This window comes from Hydrogenophaga sp. (assembly GCF_030158645.1).
Lineage (GTDB): Bacteria > Pseudomonadota > Gammaproteobacteria > Burkholderiales > Burkholderiaceae_C > Hydrogenophaga.
The window spans coordinates 90,301-112,064 of the sequence record NZ_JAOASO010000144.1; the positions used below are offsets into that span (position 1 = coordinate 90,301).

Below are 21,764 nucleotides of genomic sequence, written 5' to 3' on the forward strand. Positions count from 1 at the left end.
GGTCACGGTCTCGGCGGCTGTCCACCGCCGCGCAGTTTTTCGGTGCTGATGCGCACCGGCTGACCGAAACGGTCCGTCAGGGGTTTGAAGCTTTCGGGGCGCTGGCGGCGCTTGGGCTCGGGCTGGTAGGTCGCATCCACGAAGCCGCGCATCCAGTCCACCACCTCGGGGGCGGCGGGCACCTGGTCCACGCGCTCCTGCGCGTCGAGCCAGCGGCCGGCGTCGTGGTAGCTCAGCGTGACGATCTGCGGCACGGCCATGGGTTCACCATCAAGCAGGCGGGCTTCGTCCGCACGCCAGAACACCCAGAAGCAGGGGTTCGGGCTGCTCAGGTTGAGGAAGTAACCTTCGGCATCGTCGCGGAACAGCATCACGCGAAAACGCGGGAACAGCCAGTGGGTGGTGTCGCCGTTCGCGGCCCCCGTGGCAGCTTCGACGGGTTCGACCGCCTGCGGCTCGTGGTCGTGCTCCTCGCCCTCGGGCCCGGTCTCATCGGGGCTGCCGCGCAGCAACACGTCGGCGAGCACCCAGCGAAACGGCTGCCAGCGACTCATGGGGCCGCTCACCGGCTCGCGCCGCATCACCACATCGACCTCGATGGCGGGTCGGCTGCGGGTGGGGGCAGGGGTATGGGGGTTGTTCATACGAAGGCAGGAATGTACGGCATCCCGCCTGCGCACGGGACGTGGGCACCCGCTTCACCACGCGCGGTTGGCAGCTATGGCAGACCTATCCATGCTTCGGCACCCCGCTGGGTAAGTCAATAGGTTTCGAGATGGAGGCGACCTTCTCGCTTCAACGAGGCGCCGATGGTGTCCCAGTCCAGACCCGCGCCTTGCGCCACATCGCGCAAAGCCAGCACCACGCCCTCTTCCATGCTCTTGAGGCCGCACACGTAGAAGTAGGTGTTCGGGTCCTGCAGCAGCACCGCCAGATCGGCGGCGCGCTCGCGCATGGCGTCCTGCACATAACGCTTGGGTGCGCCCGGTGTGCGGCTGAAGGCGAAGTTGGTGTCGATGAAGTCCTTGGGCAGGTTCTGCAGCGGGCCGAAGTACGGCAGCTCTTCCTGCGAGCGCGCGCCGAAGAACAGCATGAGCTTGCCGCCCTCGAACTTGGGCCCCCACGCTCCGCCGCTGCGCGGGTCGCTGCCCCCCGAGGGGGCTGCAGCGCCTTGGGGCTGCCCGGCGGCGCTGCGTTCTGCCGAGGCCCGCAGGCGCCGGCGCCACTCGGTCATGGCGCGCATGGGCGCGCTGCCAGTCCCGGTGCAAATCATCACGATGTTGCTCTTGGGGTGGTTGGGCATGAGGAAGCTGGTGCCGAACGGCCCGATCACCTCCACCTGGTCGCCGACCTGGAGGTCGCACATGAAGTTGCTGGCCACGCCCCGCACCGGTTCGCCGTCGTGGTCGGCCAGCACGCGCTTGATGGTCAACGACAGGTTGTTGTAGCCCGGGCGCTCACCATTGCGCGGGCTGGCGATCGAGTATTGGCGCGCATGGTGCGTGCGGCCGATGTCGTCGACACCGGGTGGCACGACACCGATGCTCTGGCCTTCCAGCACCGGAAACGGCATGGCGCCGAAATCCAGCACGATGTGGTGCGTGTCGTAGTCGCTGCCGGCGGTCTTGCCGACTTCGGTCACGCGCACATTGCCGACCACCGTGGCGGTCACCGTTTTCTGCACCGCCTTGGGACCGTAGAGGTTGGTGTACGCGTGCGCGGCCGACCACGGTGGGAGCGTGGCGCCATAGCTGCTGGCAACGAAGGTTTGTTCTCCGGTGGCAGCGTTGGCAGGGGCTTCGACAAGCTCAGCCCGAACGGAGCCTCCTTCCAGTGGGGCCAGACCTTCCAGCTCTTCGGGCGGCAGTTCTGGCGGAAGCTCGTTCCAGGTGAGCTGCTCTTCGGGCGTGTAGGCGCGCAGGCGCGGCATGGTGCGCCAGTTGTCGATGGACCCGGTGGGGCATGGCGAGATGCAGTCCATGCACAGGTTGCACTTCGAGGCGTCGACCACGTAATTGACGTTGTCGTGCGTGATCGCACCCACCGGGCAGATCGCCTCGCAGGTGTTGCAGCGGATGCAGATCTCGGGATCGATCAGGTGCTGTTTGATGACAGCGACTTCGGCAATGGCGTTCATGAAGGTCTCCAAAACGGACAAAGCCCGGCAGCGAGTGCGGGCCTCATTCAAGGATGCCGCGGAACGGGCTTGGCCAGGCCGCAGGCATCGCCCCCTTGAGGGGGTGACGCGCCGCAGGCGCGGCGCGGGGGTGGCTCAATTGAACCGGACGTATTCGAAATCCACCGGCTGGCGGTTGATGCCCATCACCGGCGGTGCGATCCAGCCGGCGAACTTGCCCGGATCGGTCACGCGGCCCATGAGCGACGCCACGAACGCGAAGTCGCCCGGGGTCGGCAGCCACTCGTCCTTGCGGGCGGTCCATTCGGCGTCCGTGATCACCTTGCCTTCGGGCGTGGTCTTCACGCCGGCCAGGGCACCGATCTGGCGGTTGAACGCCTTGTGCGGCGCCACCAGGCGGTTCGGGATGCCGGCCTTTTCCAGCACGCGGTTCCAGCGGCCCACGCCGGCCACGGAGTCGCGGATGTAGTCGTCGCGCAGCACCTCGTTGAGCGCGTTGAGCATCGGCACGTCCTTCTCGACGATCTGGCCGTTGTGCACTTCGAGCACCTTGTAGGTCTGGCCCTTGAGCACGTGGTCGTCGCCGCGTTTGCCTTCTTCGAAACGGCCCTTGAGGCCCGAGCTGTAGAAGATGGCGGCGTTGCTCGACTGGTCGGCGCCGAACAGGTCGATGGTCACGCTGTAGTGGAAGTTCAGGTAGCGCTGGATGGTGCCGATGTCGATACAGCCGGCCGCGCGCACCAGGGCCGGGTCGTCGGTCTTGAGCTCGTTCATCACCTGCGCGGTGCGGGTCAGCACGCGCGAGATGCCGCTCTCGCCCACGAACATGTGGTGGGCTTCTTCGGTCAGCATGAACTTGGTCGTGCGGGCCAGCGGATCGAACGCGCTCTCGGCCAGCGCGGAGAGCTGGAACTTGCCGTCGCGGTCGGTGAAGTAGGTGAACATGAAGAAGGCCAGCCAGTCGGGCGTCTTCTCGTTGAACGCACCCAGGATGCGCGGGTTGTCGGCATCGCCCGAGGTGCGCTGCAGCAGCGCGTCGGCTTCTTCGCGGCCATCGCGGCCAAAGTGTTTGTGCAACAGGTAGACCATGGCCCACAGGTGGCGGCCTTCTTCCACGTTGATCTGGAACAGGTTGCGCAGGTCGTACATGCTGGGCGCGGTCAGGCCCAGGTGGCGCTGCTGCTCCACCGACGCTGGCTCGGTGTCGCCTTGGGTGACGATGATGCGGCGCAGGTTGGCGCGGTGTTCACCGGGCACGTCCTGCCAGGCCTTTTCGCCCTTGTGGTCGCCAAAGTGGATCTCGCGCTCGGCATCGCCCGGGTTCAGGAAGATGCCCCAGCGGTAGTCGCGCATCTTCACGTGGCCGAACTGGGCCCAGCCTTGCGGGTCCACGCTCACGGCGGTGCGCAGGTACACCTCGTGGTCGGTCGAGCCTTCGGGGCCGACGTCGTCCCACCAGTTGATGAAGTTGGGCTGCCAGCCTTCGAGCGCGCGCTGCAGGGTGCGGTCTTCGCTCAGGTTGACGTTGTTCGGGATCTTGTCGCTGTAGTTGATGCTGGACATGGCTGTCTCTCCAATGGGCAGTTCAACGGTGGAGTCTGTTGCGGTTGCTGCAGGCTCCACCGGGATACCCACCGCACAACGTTTTGGAAACTGTGAGTCGCGACCTTAGACGCGATTGAAATCAAAAGCGGCTTTGTCGCCTTTTCCATAGACCTTCAGCGCACCCTTTTCGCCCACGGCGTTGGGGCGGATGAAGATCCAGTTCTGCCAGGCGGTGAGCCGGCCGAAGATGCGCGTGGCCATGTTTTCCTTCTGCGCAAACCGCAGGTTGGCTTCCAGGCCGGTCAGGGCGTCGGGCGACATGGACGCGCGCTCTTCCAGTGCCATGCGCACTTCGTCATCCCAGTCGATGTCGTCGGGTGCGGCCGTCACCAGGCCGAGTGCCAGCGCAGCGTCGGCGTCCAGCGCCTGGCCGATGGCGGCGTGCGCAGCGGCCATCGGGCCGGCTTCTTCGTAAAACCGGCGCTGCAGGCGCGACTGGTCGTTGACCATGGGCAGCACGCCGAAGTTGAAGCCGTCGAGCTGCAGCTTGGGCGCCTTGTCGGCGTCGTCCGGCAGGGCCAGCATGTAGGCGCGGTCGGCACAGAAGGCCAGCTCGGCGAAGCAGCCCGCGAAGCACGAGCCAGGTTCAATGAGCGCAAACAGGCTGCGCGAGGACACGTCGAGCCGCGCAAAGGTGCGGCGCATCAGGCCCAGCGTCTCGCGCACCAGCCAGTGGTCCTTGTTCGCCAGCATCACGGCGTCGCTGGCCAGCACGGCGGCGGCGTCGCCTTCGGTCTTGAGCAGCCAGGTGCCGATGTCGAGTTCGTTGGTGCGCAGGTTCAGGATGGCGTCGTCGAGTTCGCGCGCCATCTGCAGCGGGTACCAGGCGGCGCCGGCGGCTTCGATGCCTGCGATGTCGTTCGGCTGCGCGCCTTGCGGGCCCTTGACGGTGAAGGTCGCGGTGCGTTGCGCGCGGGCTATCTCGATGTTCACGTTCGGATAGCGCAACGCGTCGGTCTCGATCGAGCGCTCCAGCGGCGTCAGCGCCACGCCCTTGCCGCCCGCCGGCCGGTCGCTCTGCGCCGCCAGTTGCAACGCACGCTCCTGCACCTTGGCCGCGAACTGCGCCGGTTTGGCGATGTCGTCGACGAGGCGCCACTCCTTTGCCTTCTGGCCGCGCACGCCTTCGGTGGTGGTGCAGAAGATGTCGGCCAGGTCGTGGCGCACATGGCGCTTGTCGGTCACGCGGGTCAGGCCGCCGGTGCCGGGCAACACGCCGAGCAACGGCACCTCGGGCAGCGACACGGCGGAAGAGCGGTCGTCGACCAGCACGATCTCGTCGCAGGCCAGGGCCAGCTCGTAGCCGCCGCCGGCGCAGGCGCCGTTGAGCGCGGCCACGAACTTCAGGCCGCTGTGTTTGGAGGAGTCTTCGATGCCGTTGCGCGTTTCGTTGGTGAACTTGCAGAAGTTCACCTTCCAGGCGTGGCTGGAGACCCCGAGCATGAAGATGTTGGCGCCGGAGCAGAACACGCGGTCCTTGGCGCTGGTGACGATCACGGTGCGCACCTCGGGGTGCTCGAAGCGCACGCGGTTGAGCGCGTCGTGCAGTTCGATGTCCACACCCAGGTCGTAGCTGTTGAGCTTGAGCTTGTAGCCGGGGCGGATGCCGGCGTCTTCGTTGATGTCGATGGACAGCGTGGCCACGGCACCGTCGAACGACAGCTTCCAGTGGCGGTACTGGCTGGGTTCGGTGCGGTAGTCGACGGTGGCGGGCGCGGCAGCAGCGGGTGCGGCTGCGGCGGGCGCGGTGGCGAAGGCGGTTTCACTCATGAAGGGGTCTCCTCGGGGCTGCGGGCGGATCGAAGCCCCCACAAACCGGCATTCAACTGCCGGCGGGAGCCCAACAAGGTGAATAATAATTCACAAGATCAAAACGGTCAATGCACTTTCATGCATGTTTTGTAACCAGGCCCAATTGCTCGCGAACCTGGCTCCGCAACGCCTGGAACGCGTCTTCCAGGCTGTAAGCGCTCGTGTTGAAGCTCATGTCGGCCTTGGAATAGAAGGCCGAGCGCCCCGCCAGGATGCGCTTCAAATCTTCCATGGCCTCGCGGCTGGCCGCCATGGGACGCATGTCGCCCTGCGCGGCCACCCGGCCCATGTGGTCGGCCGGGTCGGCCTGCAGCCACACGGTGGTGCAGTGCGAGAGCAGCAGGTTGAAGTTGGCCGCGTCCGACACCAGACCCCCGGGCGTGGCAATCACCACCTCGGGGTAGATCTGGATGGCTTCTTCAAGTGCGCGGCGCTCGTAGCGGCGGTAGGCCGGCGTGCCGTAGAGCGAGTGGATTTCGTTGATGCTGCAGCCGGCGAACTTTTCAATCTCGCGGCTGAGCTCGATGAAGGCAAAGCCCAGGTCGTCGGCCAGGCGCTGACCCAGCGTGGATTTGCCCGCGCCGCGCAGGCCAATCAAGGCAATGCGCGAGCTGCGGCCCGGGTCGCCGCCGGGCACTGCACCCCCGCCCAGCAGCCCGCCAATGGCCACGCGCACACGCCGCAGATCGGCTTCGCCCCGCCCCTCCAGCAGTTCGCGGATCAACAGCCATTCGGGTGAGCTTGTGCTCACGTCACCCAGCAATTCGGCCAGCGAGCAGTGCAGCGCCTGCGCCACCTGCAGCAGCACCAGAATGGAGGCGTTGCCGGTGCCGTATTCGAGGTTGGCGAGGTGCCGCTCGGACACATCGGCCGCCACAGCCACGGCCTTGCGCGTCATGCCACGGCGCGAGCGCAAGGTGCGAACGCGCTCGCCCAGTGCCACCAAAAAGGGGTTTCTCGCCTCCTCATCCACCGGGGCGGGATCGACAGGGCGGGCGGCGGCCATCAGGCCGGAATCGGCAGCATCCATGGTGTGCCTGAACTTTCAAACGGTTTCATCGGGCTCGGGAAAAACCCGCCGGGGGCTTGCCAAGCGCGCCAACATGCACTTTAATGCACATCTTCACGCACGCAAGATAGTGCATTTATAGCGCCATTCTCCATCCGCGAACAGCCTCGGCGGTTCGCCCATCCCAATTCACCCACCATGACCACTTCTCCCCTGCTCCCCAACCACCTCGGCGGCCAATGGGTGACCGGCACCGGCGCGGGCACACCGTTGTTCGACCCGGTGCTCGGCACCGAACTTGTGCGCGTGAGCAGCGCCGGCCTCGATCTGGCCGCCGGCTTCGATTTCGCCCGCGAGCAGGGCGGTGCTGCCTTGCGCGCCCTGAGCTATGGCGAACGCGCTGCCTGCCTGGGCGCCATCGTCAAAGTGCTGCAAGCCAACCGCGACGCCTACGACGAGATCGCCACCGCCAACTGCGGCACCACCACCAAGGACTCGGCGGTCGACATCGACGGCGGCATCTTCACGCTGGGCTACTACGCCAAGCAGGGCGAGGCCCTGGGCCCTGCACACGCGTTGCTGGATGGCGAGCGCATCCGCATGGGCAAGGACCCGGTGTTCCAGACCCAGCACATCCTGAGCCCCACGCGCGGTGTGGCGCTGTTCATCAACGCCTTCAACTTCCCGAGCTGGGGCCTGTGGGAAAAGGCCGCGCCCGCCCTGCTCTCGGGCGTGCCGGTGATCGTGAAGCCCGCCACCGCCACCGCCTGGCTCACCCAGCGCATGGTCAAGGACGTGATCGACGCGGGCATCCTGCCGCCGGGCGCCCTGTCGGTGGTCTGCGGCTCATCCGCCGGGTTGATGGATCAGTTGCAGCCGTTCGACGTGGTGTCGTTCACCGGCTCGGCCGAGACGGCGCGCATCATCCGCAGCCACCCCGCCGTGGCCGAGCGGTCGGTGCGTTGCAACATTGAAGCGGACAGCCTCAACAGCGCCCTGCTCGACCCGACCGCCACAACCGACAGCGAATCCTTCGGCCTCTTGGTGAGCGAGGTCGTTCGCGAAGTGACGGTCAAGAGCGGCCAGAAATGCACAGCCATTCGCCGCGTGTTCGTGCCACGCGCGCTCTTTGATGCCGTGGCCCAGGCGATTGGCGCCAAGCTCGCCAAAACCACCGTCGGCAATCCGCGCAACGAGGCCGTGCGCATGGGCGCGCTGGTGAGCCAGGAACAGAAAGCCAGCGTGATCGAAGGCATTGCCAAGCTGCGAACCGAGGCCGAGGTGCTGTTCGACGGCGGCAGCGCTGCCTTGGTGGATGCCGACGCGTCCTCTGCCTGCGTGTCGCCGGTGCTGCTGGGCTCGCGCGAACCCGCCAAGGCGAAGGTGCTGCACGAGCTGGAGGTGTTTGGCCCGGTGGCCACGCTCATGGCCTACGACAGTCTGGAACAGGCCTACGAGCTGATCCGCCGTGGCGAAGGCTCGCTGGTCTGCTCGGTCTACAGCACCGACCCGGCCTTCATCGCCGCCGCCGCGCTCGAACTCGGCTCGGCCCACGGCCGTGTGCACGCCATCTCGCCCGACGTGGCGACCAGCCACAGCGGCCACGGCAATGTGATGCCGATGTCGCTGCACGGCGGTCCGGGCCGCGCTGGCGGCGGCGAGGAACTCGGCGGCTTGCGCGCGCTGGGCTTCTACCACCGCCGCAGCGCGGTGCAAGCCAGCAGCGCCGCGCTGGACGCGCTGGCCGCCTCTGCCGTACCGTTCAAAGTCTGATGCCCATTCCCGCAGAGGAGACAAACCCATGACCACGCCCCACGTCGCACCACCGCCCGAGCGCTTCAACTTCGCGCGCCATCTGCTCGCGCTCAACACCACCCGCGCCAGCAAGACCGCCCTGATCGACGACCAGGGCCAGCTCAGCTATGGCCAGCTCGCCGACCAGGTGCAGCGCTTTGCCGGAGCACTCGCGGCGCTGGGCCTGCGGCGCGAGGAGCGCGTGCTGCTGCTCATGCACGACTGCAGCGACTGGGTGGTGGCCTTTCTCGGCGCGCTGCACGCGGGCGTGGTGCCGGTGGCGGTGAACACCCTGCTGACCGCACAAGACTACGCCTACATGCTAGGCAACAGCCGAGCGCAGGCGGTCATCGTGTCTGCCGCCTTGCTGCCCACGCTGCAGACCGCGCTGGCTTCGCAGACCACGGAAGTGCAGCACCTGATCGTCTCGCGCACCACCGACCCGCTGCCTGCGGGCGCACACAACTTCAGCGCGCTCGTGGCCGCCAGCCAGCCCGCGCAGGCGGCCGACACCCATGGCGACGAGCCCGCCTTCTGGCTCTTTTCCAGCGGCTCCACCGGTGCGCCCAAGGGCACGGTGCACACCCAGGCCAACCTGTACTGGACCGCCGAGCTGTACGGCAAGGGCGTGCTCGGCCTGCGCGAGAGCGACGTCGTGTTCTCCGCCGCCAAGTTGTTCTTTGCCTACGGCCTGGGCAACGCGCTGACCTTCCCGCTCAGCGTGGGCGCGAGCGTCGTGCTGATGGCCGAGCGGCCCACGCCGCAGGCCTGTTTCAAGCGATTCACCAAACAAAAACCCACCGTGTTCTACGGTGCCCCCACGGGATACGGCGGCATGCTCGCCAACCCCGACCTGCCGAAGAAAAGCGAGGTGGCGCTGCGCCTGTGCTCCTCCGCCGGTGAAGCGCTGCCGCAAGACATCGGTCAGCGCTGGACGAACCACTTCGGCGTGGAAATCATCGACGGCATCGGCTCCACCGAGATGCTGCACGTGTTCCTCTCCAACCGCCCGGGCGATGTGCGCTACGGCACCACCGGCAAACCGGTACCGGGCTACGAGATCGAGCTGCGCGGCGAAGACGGCCAGCCTGTGCCCGACGGCGAGATCGGCGACCTTTTCATCAAGGGGCCGAGCGCTGCGCTGATGTACTGGAACAACCGCGCCAAGACGCGCGACACCTTCCAGGGCGGCTGGACCAAGGCCGGCGACAAGTACACCCGCGATCTGGACGGCTACTGCACCTACGCCGGGCGCAACGACGACATGTTGAAAGTCAGCGGCATCTACGTGAGCCCTTTCGAGGTGGAAGCCACACTGGTGCAACACCCGGCGGTGCTGGAAGCCGCGGTGATCGGCAAGCTGGATGCCGACGGCCTGACCAAGACCAAGGCCTTCGTGGTGCTCAAAAACGGCGCGCAAGCCACCGAGGCCGAATTGCAGGCCTTCGTGAAAGAAAAGCTCGCGCCCTACAAATACCCGCGCTTCATCGAATTCCTGCCCGAACTGCCCAAGACGGCCACCGGCAAGATCCAGCGCTTCCGGCTGCGCGAACGCGAGACGCCCCAAGGCTGAGGCCCGTCGGCGGCGTCAACCCACTTCCAGGGTGGTCAGCCCGTACAGGCGGGAGATCGCCAGCTGCGGCGCCGGGCCACGGTACATGCGCGCTGTGGGAAACGTCGCCTCCATGCCCTGATGCAGCGCCAGATCGACGGCCACCGCATTGCCATCGGGCACATCCATGAAAACGGGCTCGGTCACCGGCACCCTCGAACACAGGGCCTCGAACAAGGAATGGGCAACGGCCGGTGTGTCGGCACACAGCGGCGCGAGTTTGTGGCCCTCCCGGCATGCCCGCAGCACCCCGTAGCCCCGCAACTCTCCGCCTTCCCACCATCCCAGCGCATGGCTCTGCGGCAGGTGGATCCAGGCCCGGAGAAAGGCGGGGCGCGGCGCCGGATGGAACGCCTTGTCGTAAGCGACCAGGGCCTCCAGAGGCAGGGCCGACAGCGGAACCACGCGCCCCTGGGGAGCCCCTTGCGCCTCGCGCCCCCAGCCCTTGAAGCGCATGTTGTGCCAGGCCAGCTCGAAGCCGGATCTGCGGTAGTTGTCCTGCTGTGCGACCACACCGTCCAGGCCCACGACGCAGCCTTTGACATGCTCGAGCGAAGCGCTCCAGATCGCCTTGCCCAGACCGTGTCCACGGAGCAAGGGATCGACGATGTACAGACCGAGGAAAGCGTGGTTGCCTCCTTGGCGAACGCACGAAATCGACGCCACCGGCCCCTCGCCGAGCCAGCCCATGAAAAAGCCCTGCGGATCGACGTTGTAAAGGGGATCGAGGTCGTGCAAACCGGGGTTCCAGCCCTCGCGCGCAGCCCAGCGCATGGCGGTGGACAGGTGGTCACGGGTCATGCAACGAATCTGGTAGGACGCGTAGGGCAACATAAGCTCCAGGGGGTATGCGGCATCACATCCCAAACCGAACGGCTGCGCCATACCGCATCGGTAGTAGTTCGACGAAAACACGGACACAAAAAAGCCGGCGCGAAGCCGGCTTTCGGGGTGAAGCGGACCGGGTGCCGCTTCAGGTTTCCTTGGAGATCTTGATGCTGGGAAACTTGCTGGAGAAGTCTTTGGCCTTGGCCGCGATCTTGATCGCCAGCTGGCGCGCCACCGATTTGTACAGTGCAGCGATCTCGCCGTCCGGATCGGCCACCACGCTGGGCATGCCGCTGTCGGCCTGCACGCGGATGCTCATGTTCAGGGGCAGCGCGCCCAGGTAGTCCATGCCGTACTCGGCGGCCATGTTCTTGCCGCCGTCCACGCCGAAGATGTGCTCGGTGTGGCCGCACTTCTCGCACACGTGCACCGCCATGTTTTCCACGATGCCCAGGATGGGCACGCCCACCTTCTCGAACATCTTGATGCCCTTGCGCGCGTCCAGCAGGGCGATGTCCTGCGGCGTGGTCACGATCACCGCGCCGGTGAGCGGCACGCGCTGGCTCAGGGTGAGCTGGATGTCGCCGGTGCCCGGGGGCATGTCGACGATCAGATAGTCGAGGTCTTTCCAGTTGGTCTGGCGCAGCAGCTGCTCCAGCGCCTGCGTGGCCATCGGGCCGCGCCAGATCATGGCTTCGTCGCGGTCGATCAGAAAGCCGATCGAGATCACCTGCACGCCGTAGTTTTCCAGCGGCTCCATGGTCTGGCCGTCCGCGCTCTCGGGGCGACCCTCGACGCCCATCATCATGGGCTGGCTGGGGCCGTAGATGTCGGCGTCCAGGATGCCGACTTTCGCACCTTCGGCGGAGAGTGCCAGCGCCAGGTTGACCGCCGTGGTGCTCTTGCCCACGCCACCCTTGCCCGAGGCCACGGCAATGATGTTCTTCACGTTCGGCATGACCTGCACGCCACGCTGCACCGCGTGCGCCGTGATCTTCATGGTCATGTTGACCGACACGTTGTCCACGCCCGCCACCGATTTGGCGGCGGTGATCAAGGCCTTGCGAAACGCCGGCATCTGGCTCTTGGCCGGATAACCCAGCTCGACGTCGAACGACACATCGCCGTCGGTGGTTTGCAGGTTCTTCAGCGCCTTGCTGGTGACGAAGTCGCGTCCGGTGTTCGGATCGATGACGGCTTGCAGCGCGGTCAGCAGCGCCTGGGAATCAACGGACATGGGGAACTGGCTCCAGAGGGGGTGGGGGTATCGGGTTTCGCAATCGGGCTGAAGTCTAACGCCCCACCCTGACCGGGGTCATTCACACAATCGCCATGAGGACATCCGTCACGCCCGCGGCCTAAAATCACGGGTTCCCCAGCAGAAAGCCCATCCCATGAGCCAGCGACGCCTGTTCGTCACCACCGCCCTGCCCTACGCCAACGGGCATTTCCACATCGGCCACATCATGGAATACATCCAGGCCGACATCTGGGTGCGGTTCCAGCGCATGCAGGGCCACGAGGTCCACTTTGTCTGCGCCGACGACGCGCACGGCGCGCCGATCATGATCGCGGCCGACAAGGCCGGCAAGACGCCGCAGCAGTTCGTGGCCGACATCGCCGCGGGTCGCAAGCCCTACCTCGACGGCTTTCACATCGCCTTTGACAACTGGCACAGCACCGACGCGCCCGAAAACCACGAACTCGCGCAGCAGATCTACCGCGACCTCAAGGCCAACGGCCTGATCGAGACCCGCACCATCGAACAGTTCTTCGACCCCGAGAAGAACATGTTCCTGCCCGACCGCTTCATCAAGGGCGAGTGCCCGAACTGCCACGCGAAAGACCAATACGGCGACAACTGCGAGGTCTGCAGCAAGGTCTACAGCCCCACCGATCTGATCAACCCGTACTCAGCACTCTCGGGCGCCAAGCCGGTGCTCAAACAGTCGGAGCACTTCTTCTTCAAGCTCTCCGACCCGCGCTGCCTGGCCTTTCTGGACCAGTGGACCCAAAGCGGCGCGGTGCAGCCCGAGGTGCTCAACAAGATCAGCGAGTGGATCGAGCCGGGTGAAGACGGCAAGCCCAAGATGGGCGACTGGGACATCAGCCGCGACGCGCCCTATTTCGGCATCGAGATCCCCGATGCACCGGGCAAATACTTCTATGTGTGGCTGGACGCGCCCGTGGGCTACCTGGCGTCGCTGAAGAACTGGTTCGGCCAGAAGGGCCTGGATTTCGACGCCTTCATGGCCGACCCCACCACCGAGCAGTTTCACTTCATCGGCAAGGACATCATCACCTTCCACACGCTGTTCTGGCCCGCCATGCTGCACTTCAGCGGCCGCAAGGTGCCCAACGCGGTGTTCGTGCACGGCTTCCTCACCATCAACAACGGCGAGAAGATGAGCAAGAGCCGCGGCACCGGCCTGGACCCGCTGAAATACCTGGGCCTGGGCATGAACCCGGAATGGCTGCGCTACTACCTGGCCGCCAAACTGAGCAGCCGCAACGAGGACGTGGATTTCAACGCCGACGACTTCCTGGCGCGCGTCAACAGCGACCTGATCGGCAAGTACATCAACATCGCCTCGCGCGCGGCCGGCTTCATCGCCAAGCGCTTCGAGGGCCAGCTCGGCGAAGTCTCGGCCGATGGCGACAACCTGATCGACCACCTGCAGACCGCCGCGCCCACCATCGCCGCACTCTTCGCCGAGCGCGAGTACGGCAAGGCGCTGCGCGAGGTGATGCTGCTGGCCGACCGGGTGAACGCTTACGTGGACCAGAACAAACCCTGGGAGCTGGCCAAACAGGAAGGCATGGACGGCCGCCTGCACGACGTGTGCACCGCCTGCATCGAAGCCTTCCGCCTGCTCACGCTCTACCTCAAGCCCGTGCTGCCTGCGCTGGCCGTGCAGGTGGAGGCCTTCCTGCAGGTCCAGCCCCTGCAGTTCAGCGACGCTTCAACGCTGCTCGGCGCTGGTCACACCATCAACGCCTACCAGCACCTCATGCAGCGGGTGGATGTGAAGCAACTGGAAGCCCTGTTCGAGCCACCACCAGCACCGGCCGTGCCGGCCACGGTGCCCGGCGGCGAACCGATTGCCGACACCATCGGCATCGACGATTTCAGCAAGATCGACCTGCGCATCGCGCAGATCGTCAACTGCGAAGCGGTGGAAGGCTCGACCAAGCTGCTGCGCCTCACGCTGGATGTGGGCGAGGGCAAGACGCGCAATGTGTTCAGCGGCATCGCCAGCGCCTACGCACCCGAAGACCTGGTGGGCAAGCTCACCGTGATGGTGGCCAACCTGGCACCGCGCAAGATGAAGTTCGGCGTCAGCGAAGGCATGGTGCTGGCCGCCAGCCATGCGGACGAAACGGCCGAGCCGGGCATCCACATCCTGAACCCCTGGCCAGGCGCCCAACCCGGCATGCGCGTCAGGTAGTCATCGATTCCGCTCAAGCTCCGGATCGGACACCGACATCGTTCTGACGACGCGCAGATCCGGATCGAACACCGCGGTGAACACCCGGGAGTCGATCCGGTTGCTGCCCTCCATGTAGCGCCAGTCGTAGTGTGTCTCGCGCTTGAGATCGTAGGTGGTGATCTTCATCGGCTTGCCGAGCATGCGGCGAACTTCTTCCATGGGCATGCCGGGCAACACCCGTGCGAAGTTGCGTTCGGTGAGCACCTGGCGCAGCGCCGACATGCGCCCGTCTGCGCCGATGGTGATCATGTAGTTCACATGGCCCTCGGGCTGCCGGTTGTATTCGTAGATCTGAGCGCCGTCTTCGCCGTCCCACACCGCCTCGGGTGCGCCGAAGCGTTCGCGCACGTCGGCTTCGGTGGACACACCCTCTTCGAGCTCGCTGATGTTCTTGGCATCACACGCCACCAGCAGCGACGCCACAGCGAGCAGGGCAACCCAGAATCCTCGGCGAATGACACCATTCAAACCACGCATGCGGACCACCTTCTTCAGGGTGAAAAATCCAGTGTAAGCCCCCCCTGCTGGAGGTCCTGGCTGTCAGCTTCGCGAACCGTTGCCAAAGGTAACATGTCCCATGTTTCAAGGATTGCCACCCCTCGCACCGTTCCGTCCACGGTTGCTGCAGGACATCCGGGGCTACAACCGGGAAAAACTGGTGCGCGATGTGGGCGCTGGCGCCACGGTGGGCATCGTGGCGCTGCCACTGGCCATGGCCTTTGCAATTGCCAGCGGCCTGCAGCCTGAAGCGGGTCTGTGGACGGCCATCATCGCGGGCTTCCTGATTTCGGCCCTGGGCGGCACCTCGATGCAGATTGGCGGCCCGGCGGGTGCCTTCATCGTCATCGTCTACGGCATCGTCGAACGCTACGGCGTGGCCAACCTGCTGATCTCCACCGCCAGCGCGGGCGTGCTGCTGTTCCTGCTGGGATTGTTTCGCCTCGGCACCCTCGTGCGCTACGTGCCGGTCACGGTGGTGATCGGGTTCACCAACGGCATTGCGGTGCTGATCGCGCTCTCGCAGGTGCGCGACCTGCTGGGTCTGGACATCGACAAGATGCCGGCGAGCTTCTTCGGCCAGATCGGCGCCATCACCAGCCACCTCCACAGCCTCAACCCGTTCGCGCTTGGACTCGGCGGCCTGTGTGTGCTCGGCCTGGTGGTGTGGCCGCGCCTGTGGGCGGTGGATTCGCAGTTTCGCCGCCAGCTTGAAGCGATCGAAACGGTGAGCGCGCTCAAGGCCACGTCGCGCATTCCCGGTCCGGTGATCGCACTCGTGACGCTCTCGCTCCTGGCCTGGGCACTCAGCCTGCCGGTGGAAACCGTGGGCACCCGCTTTGGCGGCATTCCGCAGGGCCTGCCGGTGTTCGAGCTGCCCGATTTTTCGTGGGAAACCGTGCGCCTGCTGGTCACACCCACGCTCACCATCGCGCTGCTGGGCGCCATCGAATCGCTGCTGTGCGCACGCGTGGCCGACCAGCTGGGCGACGCGCCCAAACACGACCCCAACCAGGAGCTCATGGCGCAGGGCATCGCCAACGCGGTCGTGCCTTTCTTCGGCGGCATGCCGGCCACCGGCACCATCGCGCGCACGGTGACCAACATCCGCTCGGGCGCGGCCTCGCCGGTGGCGGGCATGGTGCACGCCCTCACGCTGGCCGCCGTGGTCTTGCTCGCCGCCCCGCTGGCGTACCACATCCCCTTGTCGGTGCTGGCCGGCGTGCTGCTGTTCGTGGCCTGGAACATGGGCGAATGGCGCGAATTCGCGCGACTCAAACACTTCAGCAACCACTACCGGTTGATGATGCTGTCCACCTTCTTCGTCACCATCGTGTTTGACCTCACGGTGGCGGTCGAGCTCGGCCTGGTGCTTGCGGTGGTGCTGTTCGTGCGCCGCCAGAGCGAGATCTTCCGCGCCGAGTCGGTGGCCCGCACCGAGCACCAAACGACCTACAAGCTGTACGGCTCGCTGTTCTTCGGCGCCGTGGCCAAGATCGACCCCATCGTGGCCGAAGTGGAGCGCTCCTCCGCGCCGCTCAACGTGATGCTGGACGCCAGCCAGATGATTTCGCTGGACACCACCGGGCTCGATGCGCTGGAGCAGCTGCACAAGGCGGTGCACAAGCGCGGCGGGCATCTGGGCATGGTGGGGTTGCACCCGCAGCCGCGTTCGCTGATTGAACGCTCCGGCTTCGCAGCACGCCTGAACACCTGCGAGTGACCCCGGGTCACCCGGGCCCGGGCACCGACCGGTAAACTCGCTCCTTTCCTCCGCACCAGGCTCCGAACACCATGTCCTTCTTCCGCCGCCCCGACTACAAGTCCGACGCCACGCTGTTCATCGAGCAGCTCAAGGCCGACAAGCCGGGCCTGGAGCAGTCGCAGCGCCAGGGCCGCTCGCTCCTGTGGGACAAGGCCATCGACCGCAATTTCCAGGCGGAAGCCGAAACCGCCCGGGTGCCCCAGCAGTCCTACGTGTACCAGACCGGTTCGGACCACCGCTGATCCGGCGGCGATCACCGACAGCGACATGGGCAACGAGGTCCACACACTCGACGAGGCACCCCAGGGCCTCGACGCGGTGCTGCCCACCGTGGTGGACCACGTGGCGCTGGCGCGCTTGTACGGCGAACCCCTGTTCGCCATGCCGAGGGACCTGTACATCCCGCCGGACGCGCTGCAGATCTTTCTGGAAGCCTTTGAAGGCCCGCTGGACCTGCTGCTGTATTTGATCCGCAAGCAGAACTTCAACATCCTCGACATACCGATGGCGGCGGTGACCCGCCAGTACCTCACGTACGTCGACGAGATCCGCAACAGCAACCTGGAGCTGGCGGCCGAGTACCTGCTGATGGCGGCCATGCTGATCGAGATCAAGTCGCGCATGTTGCTGCCGCCCAAGAAGACGGCCGAGGGCGAAGAAGCCGAAGACCCGCGCGCCGAGCTGGTGCGCCGCCTGCTCGAATACGAGCAGATGAAACTCGCCGCCCAGCGCCTGACCGAAGCGCCGCAGTACGGCCGCGATTTCCTGCGCGCCCAGGTGTACGTGGAGCAGGCGCTGGCGCCGCGCTTTCCCGACGTGAGTGCCATCGACCTGCAGAGCGCGTGGCGCGACATCCTCAAGCGCGCCAGACTCGTGCAACATCACAAGATCAGCCGCGAAGAGCTCTCGGTGCGCGAACACATGAGCATCGTGCTGCGCCGCCTGCAGGGTCGCAAGTTTGTCGAATTCGGTGAACTCTTCGATCCCGAAAAAGGCTCGCCCGTGCTGGTGGTCACCTTCATCGCCATGCTGGAGCTGGCCAAAGAGACGCTCATCGAACTGACCCAGGCCGAAGCTTTTGCCCCTATTTATGTTCGCCTGGCCTACACGCCAAGCTAGTTTTTTCCACACATGACCGACCTTCACCGCTTCGACGTCCTCATCATCGGCAGCGGCCTGGCCGGGCTGACCGCTGCGCTGCACCTGTCCACCACGCACCGTGTGGCGGTGATCACCAAGCGAGCCCTGCTCGACGGCTCCAGCAACTGGGCGCAAGGCGGCATTGCAGCGGTGCTGGCCGAGGGCGACAGCCTGGCCTCGCACGTGGACGACACCCTGGTGGCCGGCGCTGGCCTGTGCGACCTGGAGGCCACGCAGTTCACGGTGGAGAACGCGCCAGCGGCCATCGCCTGGCTGCAGGAGCTGGGTGTGCCCTTCTCGCTGGAGCACGGCGAACTGCACCTCACGCGAGAAGGCGGCCACAGCCACCGGCGCATCGTGCACGCCGCCGACGCCACCGGCGCGGCGGTGCAGGCCACGCTGATCGAGCGCGTGCGCAACACGCCCGCCATCCAGGTCTTCGAGCACCACATGCTGGTCGACCTGATCACCGACCGCAAACTGCCGAGCCACGACCCGGCCCGCCAGGTGGCCGAGCGCTGCTTCGGCGCTTACGTGCTGGATACCGTGCGCGACGAGGTCGTGACCTTCAGCGCCGCCCACACCGTGCTGGCCACGGGCGGCGCGGGCAAGGTCTACCTCTACACCACCAACCCCGACACCGCCACCGGCGACGGCATCGCCGCGGGCTGGCGCGCCGGTTGCCAGGTGGGCAACATGGAATTCATCCAGTTCCACCCGACCTGCCTCTACCACCCGCACGCCAAGAGCTTCCTGATCACCGAGGCCGTGCGCGGCGAAGGCGGTCTGCTCAAACTTCCGCCGCACTTGGGCAGCCACCGCTTCATGCCCGACCACGACCCGCGCGCCGAACTGGCGCCGCGCGACGTGGTGGCGCGCGCGATCGACTTCGAAATGAAGAAGCACGGCCTGGACTGCGTGTACCTCGACATCTCGCACCAACCCCCCGAATTTCTGCAAGAGCACTTTCCGAACATCCTGGCGCGCTGCGCCGAACTGGGCATCGACATCACGAAAGAGCCGATTCCCGTGGTGCCGGCAGCGCACTACACCTGCGGCGGCCTGGTGACCGACCTGGGCGGCCGCACCGACATCGCCGGCCTCTATGCGGTGGGTGAGACGACCTGCACCGGTCTGCATGGCGCCAACCGGCTGGCCAGCAACTCGCTGGTGGAGTGCATGGTGTTCGCGCAAGGCGCGGTGAATGCGATCCGCTCGGTGCCCGTGGTCGACACGCCCGCCATGCCGCTGTGGGACGACAGCCGCGTGACCGACGCCGACGAGCAGGTGGTGATCTCGCACAACTGGGATGAACTGCGCCGCTTCATGTGGGACTACGTGGGCATCGTGCGCACCAACAAACGCCTGGAGCGTGCAGCGCACCGCATCTCGCTGCTGCAGGGCGAGATCCAGGAGTTCTATTCGCAGTTCCACGTCACGCGCGACCTGCTGGAACTGCGCAACCTGGTGCAGGTGGCCGACCTGATCGTGATGTCGGCCATGCTGCGGCGCGAAAGCCGCGGCCTGCACTTCAGCCGCGATTACCCGGACATGCTGCCGGTGGCCAAGCCAACCATTCTCGTGCCTCCAGCGCGCTGAACCAACCACCCCGTTCGCCCTGAGCTTGTCGAAGGGCTCACCAGCATTTGGGCCGGGCCTTCGACAAGCTCAGCCCGAACGGAATACGAGCTCAGCCCGAACGGGATGTGATCTCAGCCCGAGCGGAATCATCAAGCCGCGCCGATATTGGGCACCAGCGCGCCGGGGTTCTGACCGCTGCGCTGCGCGCCGGTGAACGCCAGCATGCGGTCGATGGGCAAGCGCGCCCGGGGAATCAATGCCGGGTCGACGTGGATTTCATTGAGTCCTTTTTCCAGAACCTGGGCCACACCAGCCAGCCCGTTCATTGCCATCCACGGGCAGTGCGCGCAGCTCTTGCAGGTGGCGCTGTTGCCGGCGGTGGGCGCTTCGATGAACACCTTGCCCGGGTTCTGCTGGCGCAGCATGTGCATCATGCCGTTGTCGGTGGCCACGATGAACTCGGGCGCGTCCATCTCGCGCGCCGCGCGCAGGATGGCCGAGGTGGAACCCACGGCGTCGGCCAGCGCGATCACGTCGGCCGGGCTTTCCGGGTGCACCAGCACCTTGGCTTGGGGATGCTCTTTTTTCAGCGCCTGCAGCTCGAAGGCCTTGAACTCGTCGTGCACGATGCAGGCGCCGCCCCACATCACCATGTCGGCACCGGTCTCGCGCTGGATGTAGCCGCCCAGGTGCTTGTCGGGCGCCCACAAAATCTTGTGGCCCTTTTCCTTCAGGGCGCTCACGATGTCGAGCGCGCAGCTGGACGTGACCAGCCAGTCCGAACGCGCCTTCACCGCCGCGCTGGTGTTGGCGTAGACCACCACCGTGCGGTCCGGGTGCGCGTCGCAGAAGGCGCTGAACTCGTCGATGGGACAACCCAGGTCGAGCGAGCAGTTCGCATCGAGGTCGGGCATGAGCACGGTCTTTTCGGGGCTCAGGATCTTGGCCGTCTCACCCATGAAGCGCACGCCCGAGACGATGAGGGTCTGCGCCGCGTGGTCGCGGCCGAAGCGCGCCATCTCCAGCGAGTCGCTCACGATGCCGCCGGTTTCGATGGCGAGGTCCTGCAGATCCGGGTGCACGTAGTAGTGCGAGACCATCACCGCGTTGCGCTCTTTGAGCAGGCGGCGGATCTTGTCCTTCAACTCCGCGCGTTGTTTCGGCCCAGGCTCCACCGGCACTCGCGCCCAGGCGTGCTGCGTCGGGCAGGCGGGTTGCTCGTATTCGACATCGATGACGTTGGCTTCGGTGTTCATGGTGGGTCTTTCGGGAGGCTTCAGAGCGCCTCGAATCGCATGGAAAAGTCGATCGCCTTCACGTCTTTGGTGAGGGCTCCGATGGAGATGCGGTCCACGCCGGTCTCGGCCAGCGCTCGCACGGTCTGCAGGTTCACACCCCCCGAGATCTCCAGCACCGCACGGCCCGCGTTGCGCTTCACCGCTTCCTGCAAGGTGGGGATGTCCATGTTGTCCAGCAAGACCATGGTGGCGCCACAGGCCAGCGCCTCGTCGAGCTGGGCCAGGGTTTCCACCTCGATCTCGACAAACCGCGCCTGAGGCGCCGTCTCGCGCACGCGCTGCAACACCTGTGCGACGCCCCCCGCCGCAGCGATGTGGTTCTCCTTGATGAGCACCGCGTCGTACAGACCGATGCGGTGGTTCACGCCGCCGCCGGTCTTCACCGCGTACTTTTGCGCCAGCCGCAGCCCCGGCAAGGTCTTGCGCGTGTCCACGATCTGCGCGCGCGTGCCGGCCACCGCGTCCACGAACACCGCGGTCTTGGTGGCCACGGCAGACAGCAACTGCAGGAAGTTGAGCGCGGTGCGCTCTGCGGTGAGCAGCGGCTGTGCACGGCCTTCGATGGTGAGCACGGTTTGGTCGGCCGCACAGCGCTGGCCCTCGCTCACATGCCAGGTCAGTCGGGCCTGCGGATCGGTGGCGAGCACCGCCGCCTCAACCCACGGCGTGCCGCAGATCACCGCTGCCTCGCGGGCCAGAATGCGTGCCCGTGCCGGTCGCGCGGGGTCGACGAGCGCAGCCGTCAGGTCGCCAGCGCCCACGTCTTCCGCAAGGGCCCGCGACACGTCGTGCAAGGCCAGTTCGCGCAGGTCATCCAGGGTGAAATCGGAGAGGTGTTTCATGGGCCGCAAGCATACCGGGATGGTCTATAGTCCCGCATTCTCACCCACCCCTGAAACACGCGGGACCCACGAATGAGCACCCCCACCCCCTCTGCGCCCATGGCCACCCCTTACGGCACGCTGCCCACGGCTTCACCCCTGCCCCAGCGCAAGCCGGTGAGCCTGCCGCGCCTGGCTGAAATGCGCGAACGCGGCGAGAAGATCACCATGCTCACCGCCTACGACGCCACCTTCGCTGCCGTGGCCGACGCCGCCGGCGTCGAGTGCATCCTGGTGGGCGACTCGCTGGGCATGGTCTGCCAGGGCCTGGCCAGCACCGCCGGCGTGACGCTGGAGACCATGGCCTACCACG

18 protein-coding genes are annotated in these 21,764 nt (G+C 66.1%); 8 read left to right on the plus strand and 10 right to left on the minus strand.

What is annotated here, in order from left to right; translation table 11 throughout:
• Positions 1-2: 2 nt before the first annotated feature.
• From Q1W68_RS15500 to Q1W68_RS15520, 5 genes are all read right to left on the minus strand, one after another.
• The gene (locus Q1W68_RS15500) at positions 3-644 is read right to left on the minus strand and encodes a DUF3305 domain-containing protein (RefSeq protein WP_300650562.1); all 642 of its coding nucleotides are present in this window, start codon (positions 642-644) and stop codon (positions 3-5) included.
• 116 nt (positions 645-760) lie between these two features.
• Entirely contained in the window at positions 761-2,137 is a 1,377-nt protein-coding gene (gene boxA, locus Q1W68_RS15505; protein ID WP_300650559.1) for a benzoyl-CoA 2,3-epoxidase subunit BoxA, read from the minus strand.
• A 135-nt stretch (positions 2,138-2,272) separates the two neighbouring features.
• Complete coding sequence (gene boxB / locus Q1W68_RS15510; protein WP_300717054.1) at positions 2,273-3,700, minus strand: benzoyl-CoA 2,3-epoxidase subunit BoxB; 1,428 nt, start codon at positions 3,698-3,700, stop codon at positions 2,273-2,275.
• Between the two features lie 105 nt (positions 3,701-3,805).
• A complete protein-coding gene (boxC, locus tag Q1W68_RS15515) occupies positions 3,806-5,512 on the minus strand; it encodes a 2,3-epoxybenzoyl-CoA dihydrolase (protein WP_300717055.1) in 1,707 nt (568 codons plus the stop codon).
• A 118-nt stretch (positions 5,513-5,630) separates the two neighbouring features.
• Positions 5,631-6,560 (minus strand): helix-turn-helix transcriptional regulator, encoded by a 930-nt coding sequence (locus tag Q1W68_RS15520; protein WP_300717063.1) that lies wholly within the window; start codon positions 6,558-6,560, stop codon positions 5,631-5,633.
• Between the two features lie 201 nt (positions 6,561-6,761).
• Here Q1W68_RS15520 and Q1W68_RS15525 point away from each other — a divergent pair, with 201 nt between their 5' ends.
• Both Q1W68_RS15525 and Q1W68_RS15530 read left to right on the plus strand, forming a co-directional pair.
• Positions 6,762-8,336 carry a 3,4-dehydroadipyl-CoA semialdehyde dehydrogenase gene (locus Q1W68_RS15525; protein ID WP_300717056.1) on the plus strand — a complete coding sequence of 525 codons (1,575 nt, stop codon included), beginning with the start codon at positions 6,762-6,764 and terminating at the stop codon, positions 8,334-8,336.
• 28 nt (positions 8,337-8,364) lie between these two features.
• On the plus strand, positions 8,365-9,930 hold the full coding sequence (locus tag Q1W68_RS15530; protein WP_300660401.1) for a benzoate-CoA ligase family protein: 1,566 nt from the start codon (positions 8,365-8,367) through the stop codon (positions 9,928-9,930).
• A gap of 15 nt (positions 9,931-9,945) precedes the next feature.
• Here the strand turns inward: Q1W68_RS15530 and Q1W68_RS15535 are convergent, their stop codons facing one another.
• Both Q1W68_RS15535 and apbC read right to left on the minus strand, forming a co-directional pair.
• Positions 9,946-10,770: a GNAT family N-acetyltransferase gene (locus Q1W68_RS15535; protein WP_300653774.1), complete on the minus strand. Its 825-nt coding sequence runs from the start codon at positions 10,768-10,770 to the stop codon at positions 9,946-9,948.
• A 172-nt stretch (positions 10,771-10,942) separates the two neighbouring features.
• Positions 10,943-12,034 carry an iron-sulfur cluster carrier protein ApbC gene (apbC, locus tag Q1W68_RS15540; RefSeq protein ID WP_300653777.1) on the minus strand — a complete coding sequence of 364 codons (1,092 nt, stop codon included), beginning with the start codon at positions 12,032-12,034 and terminating at the stop codon, positions 10,943-10,945.
• Between the two features lie 157 nt (positions 12,035-12,191).
• Here apbC and metG point away from each other — a divergent pair, with 157 nt between their 5' ends.
• Positions 12,192-14,246, plus strand: a complete 2,055-nt coding sequence (metG, locus tag Q1W68_RS15545; RefSeq protein WP_300717057.1) for a methionine--tRNA ligase — start codon at positions 12,192-12,194, stop codon at positions 14,244-14,246.
• Here the strand turns inward: metG and bamE are convergent, their stop codons facing one another.
• Entirely contained in the window at positions 14,247-14,765 is a 519-nt protein-coding gene (gene bamE, locus Q1W68_RS15550; protein ID WP_300653816.1) for an outer membrane protein assembly factor BamE, read from the minus strand.
• A gap of 100 nt (positions 14,766-14,865) precedes the next feature.
• Here bamE and Q1W68_RS15555 point away from each other — a divergent pair, with 100 nt between their 5' ends.
• The 4 genes from Q1W68_RS15555 (at position 14,866) to nadB (ending at position 19,290) form a co-directional block, all read left to right on the plus strand.
• The gene (locus Q1W68_RS15555; protein WP_300660407.1) at positions 14,866-16,509 is read left to right on the plus strand and encodes a SulP family inorganic anion transporter; all 1,644 of its coding nucleotides are present in this window, start codon (positions 14,866-14,868) and stop codon (positions 16,507-16,509) included.
• 71 nt (positions 16,510-16,580) lie between these two features.
• Positions 16,581-16,793: a DUF3460 family protein gene (locus Q1W68_RS15560; protein WP_300653811.1), complete on the plus strand. Its 213-nt coding sequence runs from the start codon at positions 16,581-16,583 to the stop codon at positions 16,791-16,793.
• Positions 16,794-16,818: 25 nt separating this feature from the next.
• Positions 16,819-17,670, plus strand: coding sequence for a ScpA family protein (locus Q1W68_RS15565; protein WP_300717058.1), 852 nt, complete (start codon positions 16,819-16,821; stop codon positions 17,668-17,670).
• Positions 17,671-17,682: 12 nt separating this feature from the next.
• Positions 17,683-19,290, plus strand: a complete 1,608-nt coding sequence (nadB, locus tag Q1W68_RS15570; RefSeq protein ID WP_300717059.1) for an L-aspartate oxidase — start codon at positions 17,683-17,685, stop codon at positions 19,288-19,290.
• Positions 19,291-19,421: 131 nt separating this feature from the next.
• On the opposite strand, the gene nadA is transcribed toward nadB, so the two are convergent.
• The gene (gene nadA, locus Q1W68_RS15575; RefSeq protein ID WP_300717060.1) at positions 19,422-20,528 is read right to left on the minus strand and encodes a quinolinate synthase NadA; all 1,107 of its coding nucleotides are present in this window, start codon (positions 20,526-20,528) and stop codon (positions 19,422-19,424) included.
• A gap of 20 nt (positions 20,529-20,548) precedes the next feature.
• Positions 20,549-21,412 (minus strand): carboxylating nicotinate-nucleotide diphosphorylase, encoded by an 864-nt coding sequence (nadC, locus tag Q1W68_RS15580; RefSeq protein WP_300717061.1) that lies wholly within the window; start codon positions 21,410-21,412, stop codon positions 20,549-20,551.
• Positions 21,413-21,484: 72 nt separating this feature from the next.
• Between nadC and Q1W68_RS15585 the strand changes: the two genes are divergently transcribed.
• A partial coding sequence (locus Q1W68_RS15585; protein ID WP_300717062.1) for a 3-methyl-2-oxobutanoate hydroxymethyltransferase occupies positions 21,485-21,764 on the plus strand: 280 nt, incomplete at its 3' end.

Excerpts from the sequence above, each read along its gene's own strand:
- Q1W68_RS15500 (WP_300650562.1), bottom strand. The coding sequence starts at position 644 with ATGAACAACCCCCATACCCCTGCCCCCACCCGCAGCCGACCCGCCATC.
- boxA (WP_300650559.1), bottom strand. The coding sequence starts at position 2,137 with ATGAACGCCATTGCCGAAGTCGCTGTCATCAAACAGCACCTGATCGAT.
- boxB (WP_300717054.1), bottom strand. The coding sequence starts at position 3,700 with ATGTCCAGCATCAACTACAGCGACAAGATCCCGAACAACGTCAACCTG.
- boxC (WP_300717055.1), bottom strand. The coding sequence starts at position 5,512 with ATGAGTGAAACCGCCTTCGCCACCGCGCCCGCCGCAGCCGCACCCGCT.
- Q1W68_RS15520 (WP_300717063.1), bottom strand. The coding sequence starts at position 6,560 with ATGGCCGCCGCCCGCCCTGTCGATCCCGCCCCGGTGGATGAGGAGGCG.
- Q1W68_RS15525 (WP_300717056.1), top strand. The coding sequence starts at position 6,762 with ATGACCACTTCTCCCCTGCTCCCCAACCACCTCGGCGGCCAATGGGTG.
- Q1W68_RS15530 (WP_300660401.1), top strand. The coding sequence starts at position 8,365 with ATGACCACGCCCCACGTCGCACCACCGCCCGAGCGCTTCAACTTCGCG.
- Q1W68_RS15535 (WP_300653774.1), bottom strand. The coding sequence starts at position 10,770 with ATGACCCGTGACCACCTGTCCACCGCCATGCGCTGGGCTGCGCGCGAG.
- apbC (WP_300653777.1), bottom strand. The coding sequence starts at position 12,034 with ATGTCCGTTGATTCCCAGGCGCTGCTGACCGCGCTGCAAGCCGTCATC.
- metG (WP_300717057.1), top strand. The coding sequence starts at position 12,192 with ATGAGCCAGCGACGCCTGTTCGTCACCACCGCCCTGCCCTACGCCAAC.
- bamE (WP_300653816.1), bottom strand. The coding sequence starts at position 14,765 with ATGCGTGGTTTGAATGGTGTCATTCGCCGAGGATTCTGGGTTGCCCTG.
- Q1W68_RS15555 (WP_300660407.1), top strand. The coding sequence starts at position 14,866 with ATGTTTCAAGGATTGCCACCCCTCGCACCGTTCCGTCCACGGTTGCTG.
- Q1W68_RS15560 (WP_300653811.1), top strand. The coding sequence starts at position 16,581 with ATGTCCTTCTTCCGCCGCCCCGACTACAAGTCCGACGCCACGCTGTTC.
- Q1W68_RS15565 (WP_300717058.1), top strand. The coding sequence starts at position 16,819 with ATGGGCAACGAGGTCCACACACTCGACGAGGCACCCCAGGGCCTCGAC.
- nadB (WP_300717059.1), top strand. The coding sequence starts at position 17,683 with ATGACCGACCTTCACCGCTTCGACGTCCTCATCATCGGCAGCGGCCTG.
- nadA (WP_300717060.1), bottom strand. The coding sequence starts at position 20,528 with ATGAACACCGAAGCCAACGTCATCGATGTCGAATACGAGCAACCCGCC.
- nadC (WP_300717061.1), bottom strand. The coding sequence starts at position 21,412 with ATGAAACACCTCTCCGATTTCACCCTGGATGACCTGCGCGAACTGGCC.